The organism is Streptomyces sp. NPDC049837 (assembly GCF_040674455.1).
Taxonomy (GTDB): Bacteria; Actinomycetota; Actinomycetes; order Streptomycetales; family Streptomycetaceae; genus Streptomyces.
Genome location: NZ_JBFAMP010000003.1, coordinates 603,632 through 626,765, shown reverse-complemented (window position 1 = coordinate 626,765; position 23,134 = coordinate 603,632). Strand labels below are relative to the sequence as shown.

20 protein-coding genes are annotated in these 23,134 nt (G+C 72.2%); 10 read left to right on the top strand and 10 right to left on the bottom strand.

Annotated elements, in window-relative coordinates; translation table 11 throughout:
- Positions 1–4 precede the first annotated feature (4 nt).
- The 3 genes from AB0J57_RS10755 to AB0J57_RS10745 are packed head-to-tail and all read left to right on the top strand — an operon-like array spanning position 5 to position 2,824.
- Complete coding sequence (locus AB0J57_RS10755; protein ID WP_366127687.1) at positions 5–793, top strand: A24 family peptidase; 789 nt, start codon at positions 5–7, stop codon at positions 791–793.
- A 56-nt stretch (positions 794–849) separates the two neighbouring features.
- Entirely contained in the window at positions 850–1,248 is a 399-nt protein-coding gene (locus tag AB0J57_RS10750) for a cupin domain-containing protein (protein WP_366127686.1), read from the top strand.
- Positions 1,249–1,279: 31 nt separating this feature from the next.
- Entirely contained in the window at positions 1,280–2,824 is a 1,545-nt protein-coding gene (locus tag AB0J57_RS10745; protein WP_366127685.1) for a DUF2079 domain-containing protein, read from the top strand.
- Between the two features lie 379 nt (positions 2,825–3,203).
- Here AB0J57_RS10745 and mgrA read toward each other — a convergent pair whose 3' ends face one another.
- Positions 3,204–4,241, bottom strand: a complete 1,038-nt coding sequence (gene mgrA, locus AB0J57_RS10740) for an L-glyceraldehyde 3-phosphate reductase (RefSeq protein ID WP_366127684.1) — start codon at positions 4,239–4,241, stop codon at positions 3,204–3,206.
- Between the two features lie 158 nt (positions 4,242–4,399).
- Between mgrA and AB0J57_RS10735 the strand changes: the two genes are divergently transcribed.
- The 5 genes from AB0J57_RS10735 (at position 4,400) to AB0J57_RS10715 (ending at position 10,062) form a co-directional block, all read left to right on the top strand.
- A complete protein-coding gene (locus tag AB0J57_RS10735; RefSeq protein WP_126883717.1) occupies positions 4,400–5,161 on the top strand; it encodes an isoprenyl transferase in 762 nt (253 codons plus the stop codon).
- A 299-nt stretch (positions 5,162–5,460) separates the two neighbouring features.
- A complete protein-coding gene (locus AB0J57_RS10730) occupies positions 5,461–6,783 on the top strand; it encodes a PhoH family protein (protein WP_366127683.1) in 1,323 nt (440 codons plus the stop codon).
- 393 nt (positions 6,784–7,176) lie between these two features.
- A complete protein-coding gene (locus AB0J57_RS10725) occupies positions 7,177–7,893 on the top strand; it encodes a transglycosylase SLT domain-containing protein (protein ID WP_366127682.1) in 717 nt (238 codons plus the stop codon).
- A gap of 121 nt (positions 7,894–8,014) precedes the next feature.
- Entirely contained in the window at positions 8,015–9,325 is a 1,311-nt protein-coding gene (locus tag AB0J57_RS10720) for an AI-2E family transporter (protein WP_366127681.1), read from the top strand.
- Positions 9,322–10,062 (top strand): hypothetical protein, encoded by a 741-nt coding sequence (locus AB0J57_RS10715; RefSeq protein WP_366127680.1) that lies wholly within the window; start codon positions 9,322–9,324, stop codon positions 10,060–10,062. The genes AB0J57_RS10720 and AB0J57_RS10715 overlap by 4 nt, the downstream gene beginning before the upstream one ends.
- Before the next feature lie 68 nt (positions 10,063–10,130).
- Here AB0J57_RS10715 and AB0J57_RS10710 read toward each other — a convergent pair whose 3' ends face one another.
- Positions 10,131–10,664: an alkyl hydroperoxide reductase gene (locus AB0J57_RS10710; RefSeq protein WP_366127679.1), complete on the bottom strand. Its 534-nt coding sequence runs from the start codon at positions 10,662–10,664 to the stop codon at positions 10,131–10,133.
- A gap of 3 nt (positions 10,665–10,667) precedes the next feature.
- Entirely contained in the window at positions 10,668–11,222 is a 555-nt protein-coding gene (locus AB0J57_RS10705; RefSeq protein ID WP_366127678.1) for a peroxiredoxin, read from the bottom strand.
- Between the two features lie 131 nt (positions 11,223–11,353).
- Here AB0J57_RS10705 and AB0J57_RS10700 point away from each other — a divergent pair, with 131 nt between their 5' ends.
- Positions 11,354–12,307, top strand: a complete 954-nt coding sequence (locus AB0J57_RS10700; protein ID WP_366127677.1) for a hydrogen peroxide-inducible genes activator — start codon at positions 11,354–11,356, stop codon at positions 12,305–12,307.
- Positions 12,308–12,422: 115 nt separating this feature from the next.
- On the opposite strand, the gene AB0J57_RS10695 is transcribed toward AB0J57_RS10700, so the two are convergent.
- From AB0J57_RS10695 to AB0J57_RS10675, 5 genes are all read right to left on the bottom strand, one after another.
- Positions 12,423–14,744, bottom strand: a complete 2,322-nt coding sequence (locus AB0J57_RS10695; protein WP_366127676.1) for an FtsX-like permease family protein — start codon at positions 14,742–14,744, stop codon at positions 12,423–12,425.
- Complete coding sequence (locus tag AB0J57_RS10690) at positions 14,741–15,418, bottom strand: ABC transporter ATP-binding protein (protein WP_366127675.1); 678 nt, start codon at positions 15,416–15,418, stop codon at positions 14,741–14,743. The genes AB0J57_RS10695 and AB0J57_RS10690 overlap by 4 nt, the downstream gene beginning before the upstream one ends.
- Positions 15,415–15,948 (bottom strand): PadR family transcriptional regulator, encoded by a 534-nt coding sequence (locus tag AB0J57_RS10685; protein ID WP_366127673.1) that lies wholly within the window; start codon positions 15,946–15,948, stop codon positions 15,415–15,417. The genes AB0J57_RS10690 and AB0J57_RS10685 overlap by 4 nt, the downstream gene beginning before the upstream one ends.
- A gap of 79 nt (positions 15,949–16,027) precedes the next feature.
- Positions 16,028–16,267 carry a hypothetical protein gene (locus tag AB0J57_RS10680; protein ID WP_366127672.1) on the bottom strand — a complete coding sequence of 80 codons (240 nt, stop codon included), beginning with the start codon at positions 16,265–16,267 and terminating at the stop codon, positions 16,028–16,030.
- Complete coding sequence (locus AB0J57_RS10675; protein ID WP_366127671.1) at positions 16,264–17,211, bottom strand: SPFH domain-containing protein; 948 nt, start codon at positions 17,209–17,211, stop codon at positions 16,264–16,266. The genes AB0J57_RS10680 and AB0J57_RS10675 overlap by 4 nt, the downstream gene beginning before the upstream one ends.
- 222 nt (positions 17,212–17,433) lie before the next feature.
- Between AB0J57_RS10675 and AB0J57_RS10670 the strand changes: the two genes are divergently transcribed.
- Positions 17,434–19,719, top strand: a complete 2,286-nt coding sequence (locus AB0J57_RS10670) for a transglycosylase domain-containing protein (RefSeq protein WP_366127670.1) — start codon at positions 17,434–17,436, stop codon at positions 19,717–19,719.
- Between the two features lie 112 nt (positions 19,720–19,831).
- Here AB0J57_RS10670 and AB0J57_RS10665 read toward each other — a convergent pair whose 3' ends face one another.
- Positions 19,832–22,183 carry a SpoIIE family protein phosphatase gene (locus AB0J57_RS10665; protein ID WP_366127669.1) on the bottom strand — a complete coding sequence of 784 codons (2,352 nt, stop codon included), beginning with the start codon at positions 22,181–22,183 and terminating at the stop codon, positions 19,832–19,834.
- A 234-nt stretch (positions 22,184–22,417) separates the two neighbouring features.
- A complete protein-coding gene (locus AB0J57_RS10660; protein WP_366127668.1) occupies positions 22,418–23,107 on the bottom strand; it encodes a DUF402 domain-containing protein in 690 nt (229 codons plus the stop codon).
- Positions 23,108–23,134: the final 27 nt, after the last annotated feature.

Sequence of the window (23,134 nt, the reverse complement as noted above, 5' to 3'; positions counted from 1 at the left end):
GTGCGTGTACGCCACGCTGATCGCCGTCGCCGCCCTGTGGGGCGCCGTCACCGGCCTGCTCGTGCCGCGCCCGGCGTACCGCCTGTCCGTCGAGCCCGACGAGCCGTGGCGGGACGCCTGCCCCGCCGGCCATCCGTTCACGGGCCCCGCGCGCGGCTGGCTCGGCGCGCCGCGCTGCACGGCGTGCGCGGTGGCCGTACCGGTGGGGAGCGCCCGGCCGGCCACCACGGACACGGGTGCGCCCGACCGTACCGCCACCGTCCCGGTCGTCACCGCCCTCGTCTGCGCGGCGCTCGCCGCCGCGACCGGGCCCCGTCCCGAACTGGTGGTGTGGCTGCTCGCCGCGCCGGTCGCGGTGCTGCTCGCCCTGGTCGACCGGGCCGTGCACCGCCTTCCGGACCGGCTGACCCTCCCGCTCGCCGCCGGAACGGCCGCCCTGCTGGGCGTGGCCGCGCTGCTGCCCTGGCACGCCGGGTCGTGGCCGACCGCGCTGCTCGGCGGCCTCGCGCTGGGCACGGGCTACTTCGTGCTGTTCCTGGTGAATCCGAGCGGCATGGGCTTCGGCGACGTGAAGCTCGCCCTCGCGCTGGGCGTGGTCCTCGGCTGGTACGGCTGGGGCGTCCTGTTCGTGGGCGCGTTCGCCGGGTTCCTGTTCGGCGCGGTGTACGGGTTCGCGCTGGTGGCGCTGCGGCGCGCGAGCCGCAAGAGCGCGATCCCGTTCGGGCCGTTCATGATCGGCGGGGCGCTGGTGGGCGTGCTGCTGGGCGCGTTCGCGGCGGTCCCGGCCGCCTGACCGGCTGCGCACCCGCGTACAAGACACCGGGCGGGAAGCGGCGCAGTATCGGGTCCATGGATACGAAGCCGGTCAACCTCACCGAAGCCCTCGCCACCTTCGACGACGTCTACAGCCCCCGCATCGTGGCCCGCATGAACGACTACGACGTACGGATCGCCCACGCCGCCGGCGACCACGTCTGGCACGTCCACGCCGACACGGACGAGTTCTTCCTGGTCCTGGACGGGCGGTTCGACATCGCGCTGCGCGCCGCCGACGGCACCGAGCGGACGGTCGAGCTGCGGCGCGGCGACACCTTCGTCGTACCGAAGGGCACCGAGCACAAGCCGTCCGCGCCGAACGGGGCGTCGATTCTGATGTTCGAGCCGTCCGGCACGCTGTCGACGGGTGACCGCCATGAGGGGGAGATTCCGCACCACGTCGACAGCACCACGGGCCACGACCTGACCTGAGCCGCCCGCCCGCGTCCTAGCATGCGGCCACATGCGGACATCCCCTGACAATACGTCCCGACCCGGCCGTGAGGACCAGCAGGTCGCCATCCCCACGACCACCAGGGCCCCCGCCGGCACGGCGGGGGTACCCTCCCGCCTGCCCGCGGCCCTGCTCCCCTGGGGCTGGGCCGCGGCGCTGTTCGCGCTCTACGCGACCGTCGCCGTGCGCCGTCACCTCCTCCTCCGGACCACCGGCTACGACCTCGGCATCTTCGAGCAGGCGGTACGCGCCTACGCCGAACTCCGCGCCCCCGTCGTCCCGTTGCGCGGCGAGGGGTTCAACCTCCTCGGCGACCACTTCCACCCGCTCCTCGCCGCCCTGGCCCCGCTCTACCGGCTCTGGCCCTCCCCGCTGTGCCTGCTCGCCGCCCAGTCCGCGCTGCTCGCCCTCGCCGTCGTACCGCTCGCCCGCTGGGCGGCCCGTGCGCTCGGCCGCCGGGCGGCCCACGCCATCGCCGCCGCGTACGGGCTGAGCTGGGGCATCGCGTCGGCCGCCGCATTCGACTTCCACGAGGTCGCGCTCGCCGTACCGCTCCTCGCCTGCTGCCTGGAAGCCCTGGCCCGGCAGCGCTGGCGGCCGGCCGTCGCCTGGGCGGCGCCCCTGCTCCTGGTCAAGGAGGACCTGGGCCTCACCCTCGCCGCCGTCGGCGCCTACATCGCCTTCCGGGGCCCCCGCACACTGGGCCTCGTCACCGCCGCCGCCGGGCTCATCGGCTCGCTCGTCGAGGTCAAGCTGCTGATGCCCGCCTTCCATCCCGCCGGGGGGTACGCGCACGGCGGCAACCTCGCCGAGGGGTACGGCTCGCTGCTCAGCACCCTCGCCCACGCCCCGCTCGACGTGCTGCGCCCCGACATCAAGGCCATGACCCTGGTGCTGGTCTTCGCCCCGTCCGCACTGCTCGCGCTGCGCTCGCCGCTCTCGCTGATCGCCGTGCCGACGCTCGCCTGGCGGATGATGTCGGACAACGGCTTCCACTGGGGCACGGCGTTCCACTACAGCGCCGTGCTGATGCCGGTCGTCTTCGCCGGGCTGATCGACGCGCTGACCGTCTGGCGCCGCACCGACCACCCGCTCGCCGCCCGCCACGTCCGCGCCTCGCTCGCCACCGTCCTGGCCGTGACGGTGGTGATGCTGCCGTCCTTCCCGCTCGCCCAGCTCCTCCAGCGCGCCACCTGGCGCACCACCGAGCACGTCGAGGCGGCCCGCGCCCTGCTCGCGAGGATCCCGGACGGTGCGACCGTCGCCGCCTCCAACCGGCTGGTCCCGCAGCTCACTTCGCGCTGCACGGTCGTCGTCTTCCCGACGTTCCCGGTGGAGGGGAAGCTGTACGAGTACGACAGGAAGCGCCTCCCGCCGCCCACCGCCGAGTGGATCGTCCACGACCGGCGGGCCCCGGAGGCCTGGCCGTACAAGACGGGCCACTGGCCCTACCCCATCGAGCAGCAGGAGGCCGAGCTGGCCGCCGCGCAGAAGCGGCACGGCTACCGGAAGGTCGCCGCGCGCGACGGCATCACCCTGCTGCGCCGGTCATGACCGGCGTACCGACGATCGGGCATGAGCGAGCATGAGCGTTTCTGCGCAGTCCGCGGAGCCCGTCCCGGGCCGTCAACCCGGCGCCTTTGCGACAGGGTCCCCCTTGGGGAGGACGGGAAATCGGCTGAATCCCGTGCTCCCGGCGCCGTCCCGCATTTTCGGAGCGTAGTTGCGGCCTGTCGTGGCGCCCAGCACCACTTACGAAGGGTTATGGTGGAAACCCCCCCTCGGGCCGGTCCGTATCCCCCCCACGGACCGGCCCGTTTTTTCTCCCGCGTCAAGAGCGGCCCCTCGGCCGCCGCGAAACCGCCCGCCGGTCCCGGCCCCGCCCGATCCCGGCCCCGCCCGGCCACGGAGCCGCAGCCGTCAGCCGCAGACGTCAGCCGCGTGCCGCCCAGATGTTGGTGCCAGCGGTGTCGACCGCGTACGAGTCGATCTCCTTCAGCTCCTCGTCGGTCAGCGGCGCCCCGCCCAGCGCGGCGATGTTCTCCTCCAACTGCGTCACGCTCGACACGCCGATCAGCGCCGACGTCATCCGCTCGTCGCGCAGCACCCACGTCAGCGCGAGCTGCGCCAGCGACTGGCCGCGGCGGCGGGCGATCTCGTCGAGGCCCTGGAGCCGGCGGAGGACCTCCTCGGAGAGCAGGTTCGGGTCCAGGGACTTGCCCTGGGTGGCCCGCGAGCCCTCCGGGATGCCCTTGAGGTACTTGTTGGTGAGCAGGCCCTGGGCGAGCGGCGCGAAGGCGATGCAGCCCATGCCGGCCTCCTCCAGGGTGTCGAGGAGCGCGTCGTCCTCGGTCCAGCGGTTGATCATCGAGTACGAGGGCTGGTGGATCAGGGCCGGGACGCCCATCTCCCGCAGCAGCCCGGCGGCCTCGGCGGTCTGCTCGCTGCTGTAGGAGGAGACGCCGACGTACAGCGCCTTGCCCTGCTGGACGGCGGAGGCGAGGGCGCCCATCGTCTCCTCCAGCGGGGTGTCCTTGTCGAAGCGGTGCGAGTAGAAGATGTCGACGTAGTCGAGGCCCATCCGCTTCAGCGAGGCGTCGAGTGAGGACAGCAGGTACTTGCGGGAGCCCCACTCGCCGTACGGGCCGGGGTGCATGAGGTAGCCCGCTTTGGTGGAAATGACCAGCTCGTCCCGGTATCGGGCGAAGTCCTGGGCGAAGATCTTGCCGAAGTTCGACTCGGCGGACCCGGGCGGCGGTCCGTAGTTGTTCGCCAGGTCGAAGTGCGTCACGCCCAGGTCGAAGGCGCGGCGGAGGATCGCGCGCTGCGAGGCGAGCGTGCGGTCGTCGCCGAAGTTGTGCCAGAGGCCGAGCGAGATGGCGGGAAGCTTGAGCCCGCTGCGGCCGGTGCGGCGGTACTCCATGGAGCCGTAGCGGTCGTCGGCAGGGCGGTATGCGGGGGTATCAGTCACGCCTCTCTCCTTATCACGGACTTGTGACAGACCGGGTTGGGCCGCCGTGACCCCCGCGCAGTAATGTGGCGGCTTCGGGGACAGCCGCGGTGATGCCGGATTCGATCCCCCTGGGCCGACGCCGTGGCGGGCCCGTACGCAATCGAGAGGTGAGATCGGTGAACTTGCGCGACCTGGTGTACAGGCTCTACGCACGCCGGGTGGAGGGCCGCCTCGACCACGCCCAGGTGCCCAAGCACATCGGCGTCATCCTCGACGGCAACCGCCGCTGGGCGAAGGCGTCCGGCGGCACTCCCGAGCAGGGTCACAAGGCGGGCGCGAGCAAGATCCAGGAACTGCTGGGCTGGTGCGACGAGACGGACGTCGAGGTCGTCACGCTCTGGATGCTGTCCACCGACAACCTCAACCGGCCCGAGGAGCAGTTGGTGCCGCTCCTCGGCATCATCGAGAACGCGGTCCGCGACCTCGCCGCCGACGGCCGCTGGCGCGTCCACCACGTGGGCACCCTGGACCTGCTGCCCGCCCGTACGCAGGCGGTGCTGAAGGAGGCCGAGGAGGCCACCCGCGACCGCACCGGAATACTCGTGAACGTCGCCGTGGGCTACGGCGGCCGCCAGGAGATCGCGGACGCGGTCCGCTCGCTGCTGCTGGAGCACGCCGAGAAGGGCACGAGCTTCGAGGAGCTCGCCGAGATCGTGGACGTCGAGCACATCTCGGAGCACCTCTACACGCGCGGCCAGCCCGACCCCGACCTGGTGATCCGCACGAGCGGCGAGCAGCGCCTGTCGGGCTTCATGCTCTGGCAGAGCGCCCACTCGGAGTACTACTTCTGCGAGGTCCACTGGCCGGCCTTCCGGAAGGTCGACTTCCTCCGCGCGCTGCGTGACTACGCGGCCCGCCACCGCCGCTACGGCACCTGACGGAACGTTCCCCGAGGGACCACGGGGACCTGAGGGGGCCCGTCACCACCTGTTCACCGACGCGTCGTCATATGCCATGGCATGGCGCCGGGCGTTCGAGGGAATACCCCCTCCAGTGTGAGCGGCACGCCAGCCCGCTCACCCGGGAGGCCCTTTGCACCAGGACGACCGTGCAGGACGTGTACGGACGACGCGGAGGGCCGGAGCTCGGCCCGCGCATCGTGGCCAGAGCCCGGCCCCATCCCCCCGCGACGCCGTCGCAGTCGCACCCGACCTCACCTGAGGGGGTAGGTCCTTCCGTGGTGAACAGCACAAAGCGCCGCCTCAACGACAGGCGCACCTACGTTCTCGACACCAGCGTCCTGCTGGCCGATCCCGGCGCCATGGCCCGCTTCGAGGAGCACGAGGTCGTGCTCCCGATCGTGGTGGTCACGGAACTGGAGGCCAAGAGGCACCACCCGGAGCTCGGGTACTTCGCCCGGCAGGCCCTGCGCCTGCTGGACGACTTCCGGGTCCGGTACGGCCGCCTCGACGCCCCGCTCCCGATCGGGGAGTTCGGCGGGACCCTGCGCGTGGAGCTCAACCACTCGGATCCCGGCGTCCTCCCGGCCGGCTACCGCCTCGGCGACAACGACTCCCGGATCCTGGCCGTCGCGCGCAACCTCCAGGCCGAGGGGTACGACGTCACCGTCGTGTCCAAGGACCTTCCGCTGCGCATCAAGGCGTCGTCCGTCGGCCTCCTCGCCGAGGAGTACCGGGCGGAGCTCGCCATCACGGACTCCGGCTGGACCGGAATGTCCGAACTGACCCTCAGTGCCGAGCAGGTCGACCTGCTGTACGCCGAGGAGAAGCTGTACGTCCCCGAGGCCGCCGAGCTGCCCGTGCACACCGGCCTTGTCCTCCAGTCCGAGCGCGGCAAGGCGCTCGGCCGGGTCACCGCCGAGGGGAACGTACGCCTGGTCAGGGGCGACCGGGAGGCGTTCGGCATCCGGGGCCGCAGCGCCGAGCAGCGCATCGCGCTCGACCTGCTCCTGGACCCGGACGTCGGCATCGTCTCGATGGGCGGCCGGGCGGGCACCGGCAAGTCGGCGCTCGCGCTGTGTGCGGGGCTGGAGGCGGTCCTGGAGCGCCGGCAGCACCAGAAGGTGATGGTCTTCCGGCCGCTGTACGCGGTCGGCGGCCAGGACCTCGGCTATCTCCCCGGCACCGAGGCCGAGAAGATGAGCCCGTGGGCGCAGGCGGTCTTCGACACGCTGTCGGCGGTGGCGGGGCGCGAGGTCATCGAGGAGGTGCTGAGCCGGGGCATGCTGGAGGTGCTGCCGCTCACGCACATCCGGGGCCGTTCGCTGCACGACGCGTTCGTCATCGTGGACGAGGCCCAGTCCCTCGAACGCAACGTCCTGCTGACCGTGTTGTCCCGTATCGGGGCCAATTCCCGAGTCGTCCTGACCCACGACGTGGCCCAGCGCGACAACCTCCGGGTCGGCCGGTACGACGGAGTCGTCGCCGTGGTCGAGAAACTGAAGGGCCATCCGCTGTTCGCGCACGTCACCCTGACCCGCTCGGAGCGTTCGCAGATCGCCGCGCTCGTGACCGAAATGCTGGAGGACGGGCAGATTTAATCCGGTCTAATCCTGCAAATCCGACATGGAGTTGGCGCCGCCCGGCAAAGCGCGAGAGCTTAGCCGGGCGGCGTCATGCTGGGCGACGGAATGCGCAAAACTCCTGGGGCCACTGGGGTGTGAGCTTTCACACGCAACGAAGAATTGCCTTGCGGCATCGGCTTCGGGCAGAGTCTTGCTTCCGTCAGGCCCCGCATACGGCACCCCTGTCACCACGTGACACAACTCAAAAGCCGTTCGCCGTATGCCGCCCGCAGCACCACGCGGCTCTCCCGCAAGGGAGTTGCCCACCGGGCCCGTGTCCCCCGTGACCCAGCAGTGGGGGGACCAGCGTCAGGGGCAAGATTTTCGCCCGCGAGGTCACCTAAGCGGACGATGCTGGAAGGAAACCGTGTGAGCCGGATCTCGGTCCGGGGATTCGCGGTGGCTTCGGCCACTGCGGTCACCACTGTCGGCGCCGTCGTGGGCGTTGCCTCGGGCAACACCCAGCCCTCGAACGACAACTTCGAGGCGGCCGCCGCCAACACGACGCTCCTGGCCGACATCCCTGTCGGCGAGCAGGCCCAGGTACAGGTCTCGTCGCTGACGCAGCAGGCGGAGGCCCAGGCCGCCGCCGCCGACTCGGCCGCGCAGAAGTCCGCCGAGGAAGCCGCGCGCATCCAGGCCGCCAAGGACGCCGAGGCCAAGAAGGCCGCCGCCGACGCGGAGGCCGAGAAGGCCAAGAAGGCGGAGGAGGAGCGCAAGGAGCGCGAGGCCGCCGAGCGCGCCAGCCGCGACGAGGTCCGCAGCGCCTCCAGCTTCGCCACGCAGTCGTCCTACAGCGTCGCCGAGGTCCAGGCGATGGCCCGCCAGATGGTCCCGGGCGACCAGTTCCAGTGCTTCAGCAACATCGTGGACCACGAGTCGAGCTGGAACTACCGCGCGCAGAACCCGTCCTCCGGCGCGTACGGCCTGGTCCAGGCGCTCCCGGGGTCCAAGATGGCCTCCGCCGGTGCCGACTGGCAGACCAACCCGGCCACCCAGATCAAGTGGGGCCTCAACTACATGAACGAGCGCTACGGCAGCCCCTGCGGCGCGTGGAGCTTCTGGCAGGCCAACAACTGGTACTAGGCGGCCCCGCCTCCCGGCTCAACTTTCCGGAGCCCCTCACCGTCCTACGGTGAGGGGCTCCGTGCGTGTACCGTCGGGGCCGTAACTCCCGGGGGGAGTGGTGGGGGGAAGAGAGAAGATCATGTCGAAAGTGCCAGGGTGGCTCGGCAAACTCGGAGCCGGCCTGACCCGGATGGGCCAGCGGCTCGGCGAGCGCCGGGCCGAGGACGAGCCGGGCGAGGAGCCCGTGCCCGTACCGGACAGCGTGCCCCCGCCGCCCGCGTACGCCCCCGCCGTCGCCGCACGTCCCGATCCCGTGGCGGCCATCCCCTGGGGAATCCGCGTCGCGGCCGAGGCGGGCTGGCGGCTGCTGGTCCTCGCGGGCACCCTGTGGGTGCTGATGAAGGCCATCAGCGAAGTGCAGCTCGTGGTCCTCGCCTTCGTGGCCGCGCTGCTGATCACCGCCCTGCTCCAGCCCACCGTGGGCCGGCTGAGGAAGTGGGGCCTGCCGCGCGGGCTCGCCACCGCCGTCACCGCCATCACCGGCTTCGTCATCATGGGGCTGGTCGGCTGGTTCGTCGTCTGGCAGGTGATGGACAACCTCGGGGACATCTCCGACCGGGTCAGGGACGGCATCGACGAGCTGAAGCGCTGGCTGCTGGACAGCCCGTTCCACGTCACCGAGCAGCAGATCAACGACATCGCCAAGAACCTCAGCGACACGATCGGGACGAACACGGAGGAGATCACCTCCGCCGGTCTCCAGGGTGTGACGGTGATGGTGGAGATCCTCACCGGCATCCTGCTGACGATGTTCTCCACCCTCTTCCTGCTGTACGACGGCAGGAAGGTGTGGAACTGGTGGCTGAAGCTGGTCCCGGCCCAGGCCCGCCCCGGAGTCGCCGGTGCGGGCCCGCGCGCCTGGCGCACCCTGACCGCCTATGTGCGCGGCACGGTCGTCGTCGCGCTGATCGACGCCATCTTCATCGGCCTCGGCATCTACTTCCTCGACGTGCCGCTCGCCGTGCCGCTGGGTGTGTTCATCTTCCTGTTCTCCTTCATCCCGCTGGTCGGCGCGGTCGTCTCGGGCGCGCTGGCGGTCATCGTCGCCCTCGTCACGCAGGGCGTCTTCACCGCCCTGATGGTGCTGCTGGTGGTGCTCGCCGTGCAGCAGATCGAGGGACACGTGCTCCAGCCGTTCATCCTGGGGCGCGCGGTGCGGGTCCATCCGCTCGCGGTGGTCCTCGCGGTCGCGTCGGGCGGTCTGATCGCCGGGATCGGCGGCGCGGTGGTGGCGGTTCCGCTGGTCGCGGTCACCAACACGGTCGTCGGCTATCTGCGGGCGTACAGCCAGGAGCAGGCTCTGCGCACCACGCCGCCGCCGCACGGGGCGACGGCCCACGGCACGGCGCCGACGCCGCCGCCGGGCACCCCGCCGAAGGAGGGCGAGTGATATCCGAACCCGAACTCGTGGGCGGTGACGGGGAGGGGCCGATACCCCCGTCGCACGGTTCACCGCCGGGCCCGGTGCCGGTTCCCGCGCCGGCGGGCGAGCCCGGCACCATGGAGCAGCTCCCGGACGGTGAGCGGCGGGCGCGGCGGCCGTGGCTGTGGGCGCTCGGCGGTGCGCTGGTGGCGTCCGCGCTCTGGGCGGGCGGGCTGTACGCGTACCGGGCGATGGGTCCGGACCTGGGCGGTTACCGCGCGACCGAGGACCTGTGCGGTGAGGCGCAACTGACCGCCCTGAGCCTGGCGTACGGCAAACGGAACGGCGGACCGGCGGAGGGCCCGCACAGCAAGCACGAGGCGCTGGACCGGGCGGAGTGCTCGGTGACGTTCGGCACCGGCGAGCCGTCCTACGGCGCCGACTTCACCTACGTACTGCACAAGAAGACGGACCCGGGGCCGGAGTTCGAGCCCCTGGAGATCTCCGACATCTACAGCGACTACGACTGGCAGCCCGTCGCGGGGCTGGGGGAGCGGGCGTTCTACTCCGAGGACGCGGAAGGTTTCGCCGCGTTGAAGGTGCTGGACGGGCAGGCGGTGCTGACGCTCTTCGTCACCGTCCAGATGGACTACGACCCGGATTCGGGTGAGGCGCCGCCGGAGCCCGACAGCTCGGCCCTGTCCGGCGTCAAGGACCTCATGGTCGAGGACATGAGGTCGCTGATGGCCGAGCTCAAGAGCTGAGGGACGACGAAAGGGGCCCACCGGCACGGATGGCGGTGGGCCCCTTCGTACGCCTTACGCGTGGATGATCACTCGGCGAGGACGGCCTCGGCGTCGAGCGTCGCCCCGACCGCCTGGATCACCGAGGCGATCTTGAACGCCTCCTGGATCGTCTCGCGGTCCACGCCGGCCTTGCGCAGCACCTGCTCGTGCGAGTCGAGGCACATGCCGCAGCCGTTGATCGCGGAGACGGCGAGCGACCACAGCTCGAAGTCGACCTTCTCCACGCCCGGGTTGCCGATGACGTTCATCCGCAGACCGGCGCGCATCGTGCCGTACTCCGGGTCGGAGAGCAGGTGACGCGTGCGGTAGAAGACGTTGTTCATCGCCATGATGGCGGCGGCGGACTTGGCCGCCTGGTACGCCTCGGGCGAGAGGTTCGCCTTGGCCTCCGGCTCCAGCTCACGCAGGACCTTGGGCGAGCGCGAGGCGATCGCGCAGGCCAGGACCGTGCCCCAGAGCTGCTGCTGGGGAAGCTCGCTGTTGCCGATGACCGAACCGAGGTTCAGCTTCAGGTCCTTGGCGTAGTCCGGTATGGCGGACTTCAGCTCGTCGAGGGCCATGGGTCACTCACCGGCCAGCAGCTTGACCGGGTCCAGGGTGTCCTCGCCCTTGGTCCAGTTGCACGGGCACAGCTCGTCGGTCTGCAGGGCGTCCAGCACCCGCAGGACCTCCTTGGGGTTACGGCCGACGGAGCCGGCGGTCACCATGCAGAACTGGATCTCGTTGTTCGGGTCGACGATGAAGACGGCGCGCTGCGCGAAGCCGTCCTCGCCCTCGACGCCGCAGTCGCGCATCAGCTCGTGCTTCGAGTCCGCGAGCATCGGGAAGGGCAGGTCACGCAGGTCGGCGTGGTCCTTGCGCCAGGCGTGGTGCACGAACTCGGAGTCGCCGGAGACGCCGAGGATCTGGGCGTCGCGGTCCGCGAACTCGTCGTTCAGCTTGCCGAAGGCGGCGATCTCGGTGGGGCAGACGAAGGTGAAGTCCTTCGGCCAGAAGAACACCACGCGCCACTTGCCCTCGTAGGACTTGTGGTCGATCTGCGCGAACTCCTTGCCGCTCTCCAGCGACACACAGGCGGTCAGGTCGTACGTGGGGAACTGGTCACCGACAGTGAGCACACGCTCTCCTTGCAACTGGGAAGTCCCTTTTGGGGCCTTCCGAGGGGGTTGGACGGAGCCCCAGCATGGCACGGCGTGCATTGATCAGTGAAATAGCTAGACTGGGTCGGGTTGATCGAAGGTGGTTATCAGTGGTGTCCGTATATAAGGGCAAGCAGCCCAGTCTCGCCCAGCTCAGAGCGTTCGCGGCGGTGGCCGAGCACCTGCACTTCCGGGACGCGGCCGCCGCGATCGGAATGAGCCAGCCCGCCCTTTCGGGCGCGGTTTCGGCACTCGAAGAGGCACTCGGTGTCCAACTGCTGGAGCGTACGACACGCAAGGTGCTCCTCTCGCCGGCCGGTGAGCGGCTGGCGGCGCGGGCGAAGGCCGTACTGGACGCGGTGGCCGAGCTGATGGAGGAGGCGGAGGCGGCGCACGCGCCGTTCACCGGCGTGCTGCGGCTCGGCGTGATCCCGACCGTGGCGCCCTACCTGCTGCCGACCGTCCTGCGCCTGGTCCACGAGCGGTACCCCGAGCTGGACCTCCAGGTCCACGAGGAGCAGACCTCGTCCCTGCTGGAGGGGCTGGCCGCCGGACGGCTGGACCTGCTGCTGCTCGCCGTCCCGCTGGGCGTGCCGGGCGTCACCGAACTGCCCCTGTTCGACGAGGACTTCGTGCTCGTCACGCCCGAGGACCACTGGCTGGGCGGCCGTACCGACATCCCGCGCGACGCGCTGCGCGAGCTGCGGCTGCTGCTCCTGGACGAGGGTCACTGCCTGCGCGACCAGGCGCTCGACATCTGTCGCGAGGCGGGGCGCGAGGACGGCGCCGCGGTCACCACCACCGCGGCCGGCCTGTCCACGCTGGTCCAGCTCGTCGCGGGCGGCCTCGGGGTGACCCTGCTGCCGCGCACCGCCGTCACGGTCGAGACCGGGCGCAACGCCCGCCTGGTGACGGGCTGGTTCGCCGACCCGGCCCCCTCCCGGCGCATCGCGCTCGCCATGCGCACCGGCGCGGCGCGCCAGGCCGAGTTCGAGGAGCTCGCCCACTCCCTGCGCGAGGCCATGACCGCCCTCCCGGTCCGGGTCATCGGACCGGAAGGCTGAGCCGCGAAGGGCCCGGGCGCGGCGGTCACGCGAGGGGCGGTGCTCGCGCGGGCCGCGGTGCTTACGCGGGGCGCGGCGCTCACCCGGGGCGTGGTGCTCACGCGGGGCACGGCGCTCACTCCGTACGCAGGCCGTCCGGGCGCATCAGGCGCCACAGGGCCGGCAGGCTCAGCAGCGTCACGCCCAGGACCAGCGCCGCGCCGACCCCGGTGACCGGCCAGAACACCCACCAGTCCGACACGCTCTTGCCGATCATCCGTAGCAGCAGCGTGCCGAGGCCCAGCCCGCCGGCGACCGCCAGGGCCATGCCCAGCACGACCGGTACGGCGGTCTGCCACAGCACCGACCAGGCCAGTGTCGAGCGGCGCGTACCGAAGGCCACCAGCGCCGACAACAGCCGCTTGCGGTCCCGCAGTTGCTCCACCATCGACACCAGCAGCGAGACGGCGACCAGCGCCATGGTGAGCGTCGCGGCGGCGAACACACCGCGGCGGACACTGGTGAACTGCTGGTCCCTCTCCATGTTCTGAATCGTGTCCACCCGCATGAGCGGGCTGAACCGGGCGGCGGCGTTACGGGCGTGCTCGGCGGCGTCCGGCACGGCCGGGTCCAGGACGGCCCAGGCGGTGAGGACGGGGTTGTCGAGCTTCGCGGCGTCGATCGCCGACGGGGTGGCGTAGACGCCGAACGACGTCCACCCCATCGGGTCCCGCCGCGCCTCCACGGTGCGGGCGTCGGCGGGGATGCGCCACAGCAGCGGCGGCGCGTCCTCGTCGCGCAGGTTGACCAGGGCGCCGGGCCGGGCCGTCTCGGCCAGGTAGGCGTCGTCGGGGCCGTCCCCGCCGTGCGTGCGCGCGATGAACACGTCGCCGTCCGCGCACGAGGGCAGCCGGCCCAGCTCGCGCAGCGAAGGGCAGTCGGCGACCGTGATGGCGGTGCTCGGGACGAAACTCTCACCCGCGCGGCGCGGCCCCGGCCGCTGCACGGAGGCGCTCAGCGTCGCGCTCACCCCGGTGACGCCCTTCGCCGCCGACATCTCGCGGATCAGCTCGCGCGGCCCGTCCGGACCGGTGGCGTCGGCCCGCAGGCTGAGCTGGGCACGCGCCTCGTCCATGTTCGTGGGCCGCATGAAGTCGCTCTGTATGGCCCCGAACAGCATCTGGAGCGCGATCGCCCCGGCGGCCGCCACCACGATGCCGCTGACCGCCCTCGCCGCCGTACCGCTGCTCAACTGGAGCCTGCGCACGGCGAGCTGCCACGGCAGCGGGCCGCCTCGCAGCCGCCGCACCAGCGTCTCGGTCAGCCACGGAAGCAGCGTCGTCACACCGGTCAGGGTGAGCAGCGCGCCCGCCGCGACCGGTGCGGCGTCCAGGGTGGTCTCCGCCAGGGCGACCGGTCCGGCCGTCAGGAGCACCGCGATCCCGGCGGCGACCAGCAGCAGCCGCCACCACACCCGGCGCCGGCGGGGCGCCGTCCCACGGGCCACGCCCAGCGGCTCGATCGCCACGCCGCGCAGCGCCAGCAGCGTCACCACCACGGCGCACAGCGGCACCAGCACCGCCACCAGCACGGCCAGCGCGGGTACGGGCGTGACGTCGGCCGGGAAGGCGTTCACGTCCCACACCGTCACCCGGCCCGCGAACTGCCGCCCCAGGGCGAAGAGTCCGGCACCGACCAGGAGCCCCAGCAGCGCGCCGGCCAGCGACTCGCCGGCGGCGATCCGGCGCGTCATGGCGATGTCCGCGCCGACGAGCCGCAGCGCGGCCAGCCTGCGGTCGCGCTGCTCGCCGCCGAAGCGGGCGGCGGTGGCGACGAAGACGAGCACCGGCAGCAGCAGCACCACGCACGCGACCACGATCAGCAGCAGGAGGAAGGCGCTGGAGGGCCGGTCGACCCCGACGTTGTGGCCGAAGCCTTCGGCGCGGCCGTCGGCGGCCGTGTCGGTGAGGCCCGGGCTGTGGGCGTAGTAGACCAGTTCGGCGGGGCCGACCAGGCCGGCGTCACCGATCCGGCCGGTGACCTGGTACGGCAGGCGCCCCTTCAGCAGCGCGCCCTCGGGCGAGGCGAGCAGGCGGCCGAGGGCCGGCGAGACCACCATCCCGCCCGGCTCCGGTACCTCGGCCACCCCGGGAGGAGCCGGGGCGTGCGTGCCGTCGGGCCGCAGGAGCATGCCGCGCACGGGCTTGTCGTGGAAGAGCGTGGAGGTGGCCGCGTACAGGAAGGAACGGTCGGAGCGGGGCGCGTCGGACTCGCCGGCCGTGAGGTCGCGGCTCTGGTGACGGGTGTCGCGCCCGTCGAGGACGCTCGGCACGGACGCGGCGAGCAGCAGCAGCGCCACGCCGGCGCCCACGCCGAGGGCGGTCAGCAGCGTGCGCACCCAGCCGGAGCGGCCGCCGGTGACGGCGAACCGGGCACCGAGGAGCAGGTCGCGGATCATATGGCGCCCATCAGGCCGCGCACCCGCCCGTCCCGTACGACGACCTCGCGGTCCGAGTAGGCGGCGACGCGGGCTTCGTGGGTGACCAGGACCACCGCGGCTCCGGTGTCCCGGGCGGCGTCGCCGAGCAGCCGCATCACGCGCTCGCCGTTGAGCGAGTCCAGGGCGCCGGTCGGCTCGTCGGCGAAGATCACGCGAGGCGCGGTGACCAGCGCCCGGGCCACGGCGACGCGCTGCGCCTGGCCGCCGGAGATCTCGCCGGGGCGCTTCTCGCCGGCGCCGTCCGCCTCCAGGCGCTCCAGCCACTCGCGCGCCTTGCGCTCGGCCGGCTTGCGGCGCTCGCCGCCCAGGCGCAGCGGCAGGGCGACGTTCTCGACACAGGTCAGCTCCGGGACGAGCTGCCCGAACTGGAAGACGAACCCGAAGTCGCCCCGGCGCAGCGCGCTGCGCCCGGCGTCGGACATGGCGGTCAGCTCACGGCCGTCGTACGTGATGGTCCCGGCGTCCGGCCGGACGATGCCCGCCAGGCAGTGCAGCAGGGTCGACTTGCCGGACCCGGAGGGGCCCATGACGGCGACGACCTCGCCGGGGCGGATGCCGAACTCGACGTCCACCAGCGCCGGGGTCGGCCCGTACGCCTTGGTGACCCCCGTGGCGTGCAGCAGGGTGGTCACCGGGCGGTCCCCCCGACGGCCTCGGCGAGCTGGCCGAGCCGGGCGGCGGTCAGCTCCAGCCAGCGGAGGTCGGCCTCCAGGTGGAACAGGGCGTGGTCGCAGATGAGCTGGTCGGCGAGGTCGCCGTCCTGCTTGCGCCGGGTCAGCTCGCGCATCAGCCGCAGGTGCTCGGCGCGCTGCGTGTCGAGCAGCTCGGCGGCGCTGCGCCCGGTGAGCAGGGCGAGGACGACCTTGGTGTAGAGGGTCGACTGGAGGTACGGCTCGGGCTTCTCGGCCTGGGTGAGCCACCGCTCGACGTCGGTGACGCCCGCCTCGGTGATCGCGTACCGCTTCCGCTCGGGCCCCTCGCCGGGCTCGATGCCCTCGACCTCGACGAGCCCGTTCTTCAGCAGCCGGGACATGGTCGAGTAGACCTGCCCGTAGTGCAGCGGGCGGTCGTGCCCGAACTTCTCGTCGAAGGCCCGCTTGAGGTCGTAACCGTGCCGGGGGCCGGACTCCAGGAGCCCGAGGAGGGTGTGACCGATGGACATGGGGGCGACTATACATCGCACGTATACATGCGATGTATACCGGTTGGCCGGCCCCGCCCCGTGCCCCCTGGCGAGGCGGTCAGTCCCCCGACGGGGGTGCGGGCGGTGGCGTCTTGGGCGGCCGGCCGCGGCGGGGGAGGGGGCCCGGGGCCGGCGGGAGGCGGCCCGCGTCGGAGAGGGCCTTGCGCAGCAGGAACTCGATCTGGGAGTTCGCGCTGCGCAGCTCGTCCGCCGCCCAGCGGGCCAGCGCCTCGTACACCGCCGGGTCCAGGCGCAGCAGCACCTGCTTGCGCCGGCGGGGTTCAGGAGGTGGCGTCACTGGTACAGCGTGCCCGTGTTCAGCACGGGCTGGGCCGCCCGGTCGCCGCACAGCACGACCATCAGGTTGGAGACCATGGCCGCCTTCCGCTCCGGGTCGAGCTCAACGATGTCCCGCTCCTCCAGCCGGTCCAGCGCCGCCTCGACCATGCCCACCGCGCCCTCCACGATCTGCCGCCGCGCCGCCACGACCGCGCCCGCCTGCTGGCGCTGGAGCATCGCGGAGGCGATCTCCGGAGCGTACGCGAGGTGCGTGAACCGCGACTCGATGATGCGGACGCCCGCCGCCTCCACGCGCGCGTGCAGCTCGGCGGCCAGCTTCTCGGTGATCTCCTCGGCGTTGCCGCGCAGCGACAGCTCGTCCTCGTCGTGCGCGTCGTAGGGGTACTCGATCGCGATGTGCCGCACCGCCGCCTCCGTCTGCGTGGAGACGAACACCCGGAAGTCGTCGACCTCGAACATCGCCTGGGCGGTGTCCTCGACCCGCCACACCACCACCGCGGCGAGCTCGATCGGGTTGCCGTACGCGTCGTTGACCTTCAGCACCGGCGTCTCGTGGTTGCGCACCCGCGTGGAGATCTTCACGCGCGAGGTGAGCGGGTTGACCCAGCGCAGCCCGTCCGTACGGACCGTGCCCCGGTACCGCCCGAAGAGTTGCACCACCCGCGCCTCGCCCGGCGCCACCATGTTCAGCCCGCACATCGCGAGGAAGGAGGCGATCCCCAGCAGTACGCCGGCCAGGATCAGCGTCACCTTCGCGCCCGCCGAGCCGGTGGCCGCGCCCGCCACCACCAGGCAGACGCCTGCCGCCAGTCCGGCGAGGCCGAGCAGGAGTGCCAGTCCGCCGCCGATGCTGTGCGCGGCGAACTCCCGTACGCGCGGCTCGGGCATCTGTGGGAGGTCCTCGCCCAGGCCGGCCACCGTGCCGCGTTCCGTTGTGGTCATGATCGTCCCCGTTTCGTCGTCCGGAAGCCGTCCGGTCGGTCTAGCAAAGTGATATCACTTTATCGCGCCTCGCAACCCTCCGCACCCCTCAGGAGTCGGTTCCCTTGAGACGGGTGCTCATTGTCACGTCCGGAAAAGACCGGATCCGTTGGGCTTTGTCGCCACCCGTGGTGTTAGTTTGCTGAGCTGATTCGCAGATGAGCAGAGCGGAGCGACGGAGCGATGGGTCGAGCGGAAGCGCGACGGGCGCGGGAACGCGGAGCGCGCGGGGCGAAGACCGAAGGCGCGGGCATACGCCGCTTCTTCACCTGGAAGAAACTGCTGGGCACCTTCTTCGGGCTCTGTCTGCTCGCGATGGGCGCGTTCTACGTCGTGTACCTGCTCGTCCCGGTGCCCACCGCCAACATCCAGGCGACGATGCAGAGCAACGTCTACAAGTACGGCAACGGCAAGATCCTCGCCCGCACCGGTGAGATCAACCGCGAGATCGTCGGCCTGGACAAGATCCCCGACGACGTGGAGAAGGCGTTCGTCGCGGCCGAGAACAAGAGCTTCTACCAGGACTCCGGCGTCGACTTCATGGGCACCGCCCGCGGTGTGTTCAACACCCTCAGCGGCAAGGGCAAGCAGGGCGGCTCGACCATCACCCAGCAGTACGTCAAGAACTACTACCTGGACCAGGACCAGACGGTCACCCGCAAGCTCAAGGAGCTGGTGATCTCCCTCAAGGTCGACCAGCGCATGAAGAAGCCGGACATCCTCGCCGGCTACCTGAACACCAGCTACTACGGCCGCGGCGCCTACGGCATCCAGGCCGCCGCCCAGGCCTACTACGGCGTCGACGCCGAGAAGCTGACCGTCTCCCAGGGCGCCTACCTCGCCGCCCTCCTCCAGGCCCCCAGCCAGTACGACTGGACCTTCGCCGGCCCCACCAGCCGCAAACTGGTGACCGACCGCTGGAACTACGTGCTGAACAACATGGTCGAGGAGGGCTGGCTCAGCCGGTCCGAGCGCGCCCAGCAGAAGTTCCAGGTGCCGCAGAAGCCCAAGGCCGCACCCGGCATGGAGGGCCAGACCGGCTACCTCGTCGCGGCCGCCAAGCAGGAGCTGATCAGCCAGGGCATCAGCGAGGAGGACATCGACGCCGGCGGCTGGACCATCACGCTCAACATCGACGAGAAGCGGCAGAAGCAGCTCGTCAAGGCGGTCAAGAAGCAGTTGGAGGACCACCTCGACCGCAAGGGCAACAAGGTCGACGCGACCGTCCAGGCCGGCGCCACCTCCGTCGACCCCAAGACGGGCCACGTGGTGGCGCTGTACGGCGGCGTCGGTGCCACCGAGCACTGGATGTCCAACGCCACCCGCCGCGACTACCAGCCCGCCTCGACCTTCAAGCCCCTCGTCTTCGCCTCCGCCCTGGAGAACGGCGCCAAGACGCAGGACGGCAATGAGATCGGCCTCAACACCATCTACGACGGCGACAGCCGCCGCCCCGTCGAGGGCAGCGACACGCCCTTCGCCCCGCAGAACGAGGACGACCGCAGCTACGGCCCCGTCACCGTGCAGAAGGCGATGAACAAGTCCATCAACTCGGTCTTCGCGCAGATGATCGTGGACGCCGGACCGGACAAGGTGAAGAAGACGGCGCTCGCCCTCGGCATGAAGGACGGCGACGCCTTCGTCGAGCAGCCCGCGATGTCGCTCGGCACGATGGGCGCCTCGACGTGGGACATGGCCGGGGTGTACGCGACCCTCGACAACCACGGCAAGAAGGTCACCCCGACGATCGTGAAGTCCGCCGAGCACAAGGACCGCACCTTCGAGCACACCGAGCCCGCCATCGGTGAGCGGGTCATCGAGCGGGAGACCGCCGACACCGTCACCGCCGCCCTGACCGGCGTCGTGAAGAACGGTTCCGGCTTCGAGGCGAACACCTCCGCGTACCAGGCGGCCGGCAAGACGGGCACCTCGGAGAACAACAAGTCGGCCTGGTTCGCCGGGTACACGCCCGAACTGGCCACCGTCGTCGCCCTCTTCGGCGAGGACGCCGACAAGGGCAAGCAGGTCACCCTCACCGGCACCGCCAACTCCGGCCGCGCCAACGGCGGCGGCTTCCCCGCCCGCATCTGGGCCGACTACACGCTGGGCGCCCTCGACGGCGGCTCCGACGCCCGGTTCGACCTGGACCTCGCCGAGACGGCCCTGCCCGAGCCGGACCCGACGACGACGCCCACGGAGGAGCCGACGGAGACCGAGTCGCCCACCGAGGAGCCGACCGGGACCAAGTCGCCCACCGAGGACCCGACCCCGACCCGTACGCCGACCGCGCCCACGCGTACGCCGACGATCCCGACCCCGACGCAGACCCCGACGGACGACCCGACCGAAGGCGAGACCGGTGGCAACAGCGGCGGCAGCATCGGTGGCGGCGACGGCGGCGACCCGACCGGCGACCCGGGCGACGGCGAATCCGGCGGCTCCGGCGACCTGAAACCGCCCAAGCCGTGACGTGAGACGACGACGGTGGCCGGGTCCCTTGCCCAAGGGACCCGGCCACCGTCATGCCCGGCACGGGTTACGTCATGCCGGGGCGTCGTGCCGGTACGCCGTGCCCGGCGCCTCAGATGCGCGTCGGCAGCTCGAACCAGACCACCTTGCCGGTCGACAGCCGCGTCGCGCCCCACCGCCGGGCCAGCCGGTTCACCAGGAACAGGCCGCGCCCGCCCTCGTCGGTGTCCCGGGCCCGGCGCTGGCGCGGCAGTTGGGGCGAGTCGTCACCGACCTCGCAGCGCAGCACGTCCGTGCGCAACAGGCGCAGCGTCACCGGGCGCTCCGCGTACCGCACGGCATTGGTGACCACCTCGCTGACCAGCAGCTCCACGCTGTCCGACAGGTCCTCCAGGTCCCAGCGGGCCAGCGCCCGCCGGGCCAGGCGCCGGGCCCGGCCGGGGGCCTGCTCCTCCGGCTCCAGGAACCAGTAGGCGACATCGCTCGGCGCGATCCCGTCGAAGCGGGCGGCGAGCAGCGCGATGTCGTCGTCCCGGTCGCCCGGGCCGAGCATGTCGAGCACGTCGTCGCAGAGCGCCTCCAGCGGCGGCGAGTGGTCGGGGCCGGTCAACTGGGCCGTCGCCGCCAGCCGCTCGCGCAACTGCTCTATCCCGGTCCACACGTCACGCAGCCGGGACTCGACGAGCCCGTCGGTGTACAGCAGCAGGGTCGCCCCGGCGGGGGCGTCCAGCTCGACCGCCTCGAAGTCCACGCCGCCCACGCCGATGGGCGCGCCCGGCGGGACGCGCAGCACCTCGGCCCGGCCGCCCAGGTGGAGCAGTATCGGCGGCGGGTGGCCGGCGTTGGCGATGGTGATGCGGTGCGCGACCGGGTCGTACACCGCGTACAGGCAGGTCGCCATGCGGTTCTCGCCGAGCCGCTGGGCCTGCTCGTCGAGGTGGTGCAGCACCTCCTGCGGCGGCAGGTCGAGCCCGGCGAGGGTCTGCGCGGTGGTGCGCAGTTGGCCCATGATCGCGGCGGACGTCATGGAGTGGCCCATCACGTCGCCCACCACCAGCGCGACCCGGCTGCCGGGCAGCGGGATCGCGTCGTACCAGTCGCCGCCGACCCGGGCAGTCTCGGCCGCCGGGAGGTAGCGCGAGGCCAGTTTCACGCCGGTCGGCTGCGGCAGGTTCTCGGGCAGCATGGTGCGCTGGAGCTCGTCGGCGATGTAGGCCTCGCGCCCGTACAGCACGGCCTTGTCGATGCCGAGCGCCGTGTGCGTGGCCAACTGCGCCGCCACCAGCAGGTCGTTCGGCTCGAACGGCGGGCGGTCGGGGCGGCGCAGGAACACGGCCGCGCCGATGACCCGGCGCCGGCCGCGCAGCGGGGCCAGGATCGCCCGGTGCCCGGACGGTACGGAGCGCCCGTCGCCGAGCAGTTCGGGCAGCGCGGCGCGGGCGGCCGCCGAGTCGCCGAAGACGGGGCGTACGCCACGGAGGACCTCGGCGAGGGCGCCGCCGGCCTGGACCTCGCACAGCTCGGCAGCCGGGCCGAGGTCGAGGTCGGTGTCCGGGTCCGCCGCCGACAGGCCGAGCTCGGAGTCGTCCTCGGTTAAACGCAGCCGGTCCGTACGGCGCAGCCGCAGGACGAACGGGTCGACGGGCCGCTCGTCGCCGACCGGGAGCGGGTCGCGGAGGTAGACGAGGATCGCGTCGGAGAACGTCGGCACGGTGGCCCGGCACAGGCCCAGCACGATCTCGTCCAGGTCGATGCCGCGGGCGATCCGCCGCGTGGCGGCGCCCACGAACCGCAGCCGGTCGCCCTCGTGCCGCGCGGCGGCCGGCTCCCGGCCCGGGGCGGACCCGGCCTGGGCGGGCAGCCCGTCCAACGGCCCGGCCACCCCGGCGGGCGAGCCGCCCTGCCCGGTACCGGTACCGGTACTGGCTCCGGCGCCCGTACCGGCTCCGGCTCCGCTCGTGTGCGCGTCAGGACCGGTCCCGTGCCCCGGGGCGCCGCCGGCGTGGCCGCCCGGCCCGCCCGTAAAACCGGACGGTCCGGCCCCGTCACCCGACGGCCCGCCCGCGTGGGCCGCCGCCCCGGCCCCGTGTCCGCCCGCGCGACCGGACGCCCCGGCGCCGCGCCCGGACGGCGCGTGTCCGGACGGCGCGTGACCGGGTGCCGAGTAGCCGGGCGCCCCGTGTCCCGACGGTCCGTGGCCGGGCGCCGCGTGCCCGGACGGACCGTGTCCCGCTTGCCCGGTGCCGCGGCCCGACGGTCCGCGTCCCGGGCCGCCGGGTGCGGCGGCCGCCGGGGACGGCGGGGAGGACGAGGCCGAGGCGGCACCCGCGCGGGACGCGGGCGCGGGCGCAGGAGCGGGCGGCGCGGCGGGGGACGGGGGCGTCTCCTGCCGCGGCCGGGTGCGTTCCTGCGGCCGGGCAGCCAGCGGCTGTCGGCCTTCGTGGGAGGTGGGATGCTCCGTCACGCGTGAGATTCCGTCCGTCCGGGCCGGTAGTGCGATGCGATCGCTCTGTCAGGCGCTATACCCGCTCTGAGGGCGGCGTCGACAAGGGGTGACGGATCCGGGCACGGATCAGGCACGGCTCCACCCCCTCATGGATGACTTACGGTCAGTTCCTGGTCTCTACTCAGTCGTTCCTGCTCCGCCAACGTGCGGAGGACGATCCTACGTTTGCACCCCAGGGGCGCATCAAGGGTCTCACGGAGCCGTGTGCGCCGGGGTGCGATCCCAGTCCGCGGGCAATTCCGGAACCGTCCACTCCGGGTTCGGCCGCCAGTTCTCCCAGCCGTCCGCGAAGGGCGTACCCCAGGCGCGGATCACCTCGACCGCCGCCCGGCCCGCCTCCCGTACCCGACGCGCCTGGGCCGGGCCCATCAGGCCGCTGCGCTGCGCCTGCGCGAACTCGTCCTCGTCGCGCCACAGCCAACTGCGATCGGGGTACACCGAGATGTCCAGGAAGTGATCCTCGGAGTCCACGCCGTCCGCCCATCGGGTGCGCGGCTCCTCCAGGTTGACGTACCAGCTCCGGAACCTCCACCCGCGCTCCCAGAACAGCCACACCGACCACGGCTCGTCCGGCCGGGCCAGCTTCAGCACGCCCGTCCCCTCCCACCGCGCCCGCGCGGTGGTGCGTGGCGCGGTGTACCGGGTGGCGAGCGGCTCCTCGTGGACGGGGCTGCCGTCGGCGAGCACCGGCTTGACGCACTCGGTGCCCGGCGCCATCCACACGGCGAGCAGGTCGTCGGTGTCCTGGACGACGGTCACGGGCCGGCAGATGTGGATGTGGCCGCCGCCGTTGTCGCGGTAGCGCCACAGGATGCGTGCGCCCGGCGCCCAGCGCGCACCACCCGGGCGCGCTCCTCTCCCCGTCGTCGTCTCGGCTGTCATGCGCAGATCTTAGGGGCGCGCCCTCGG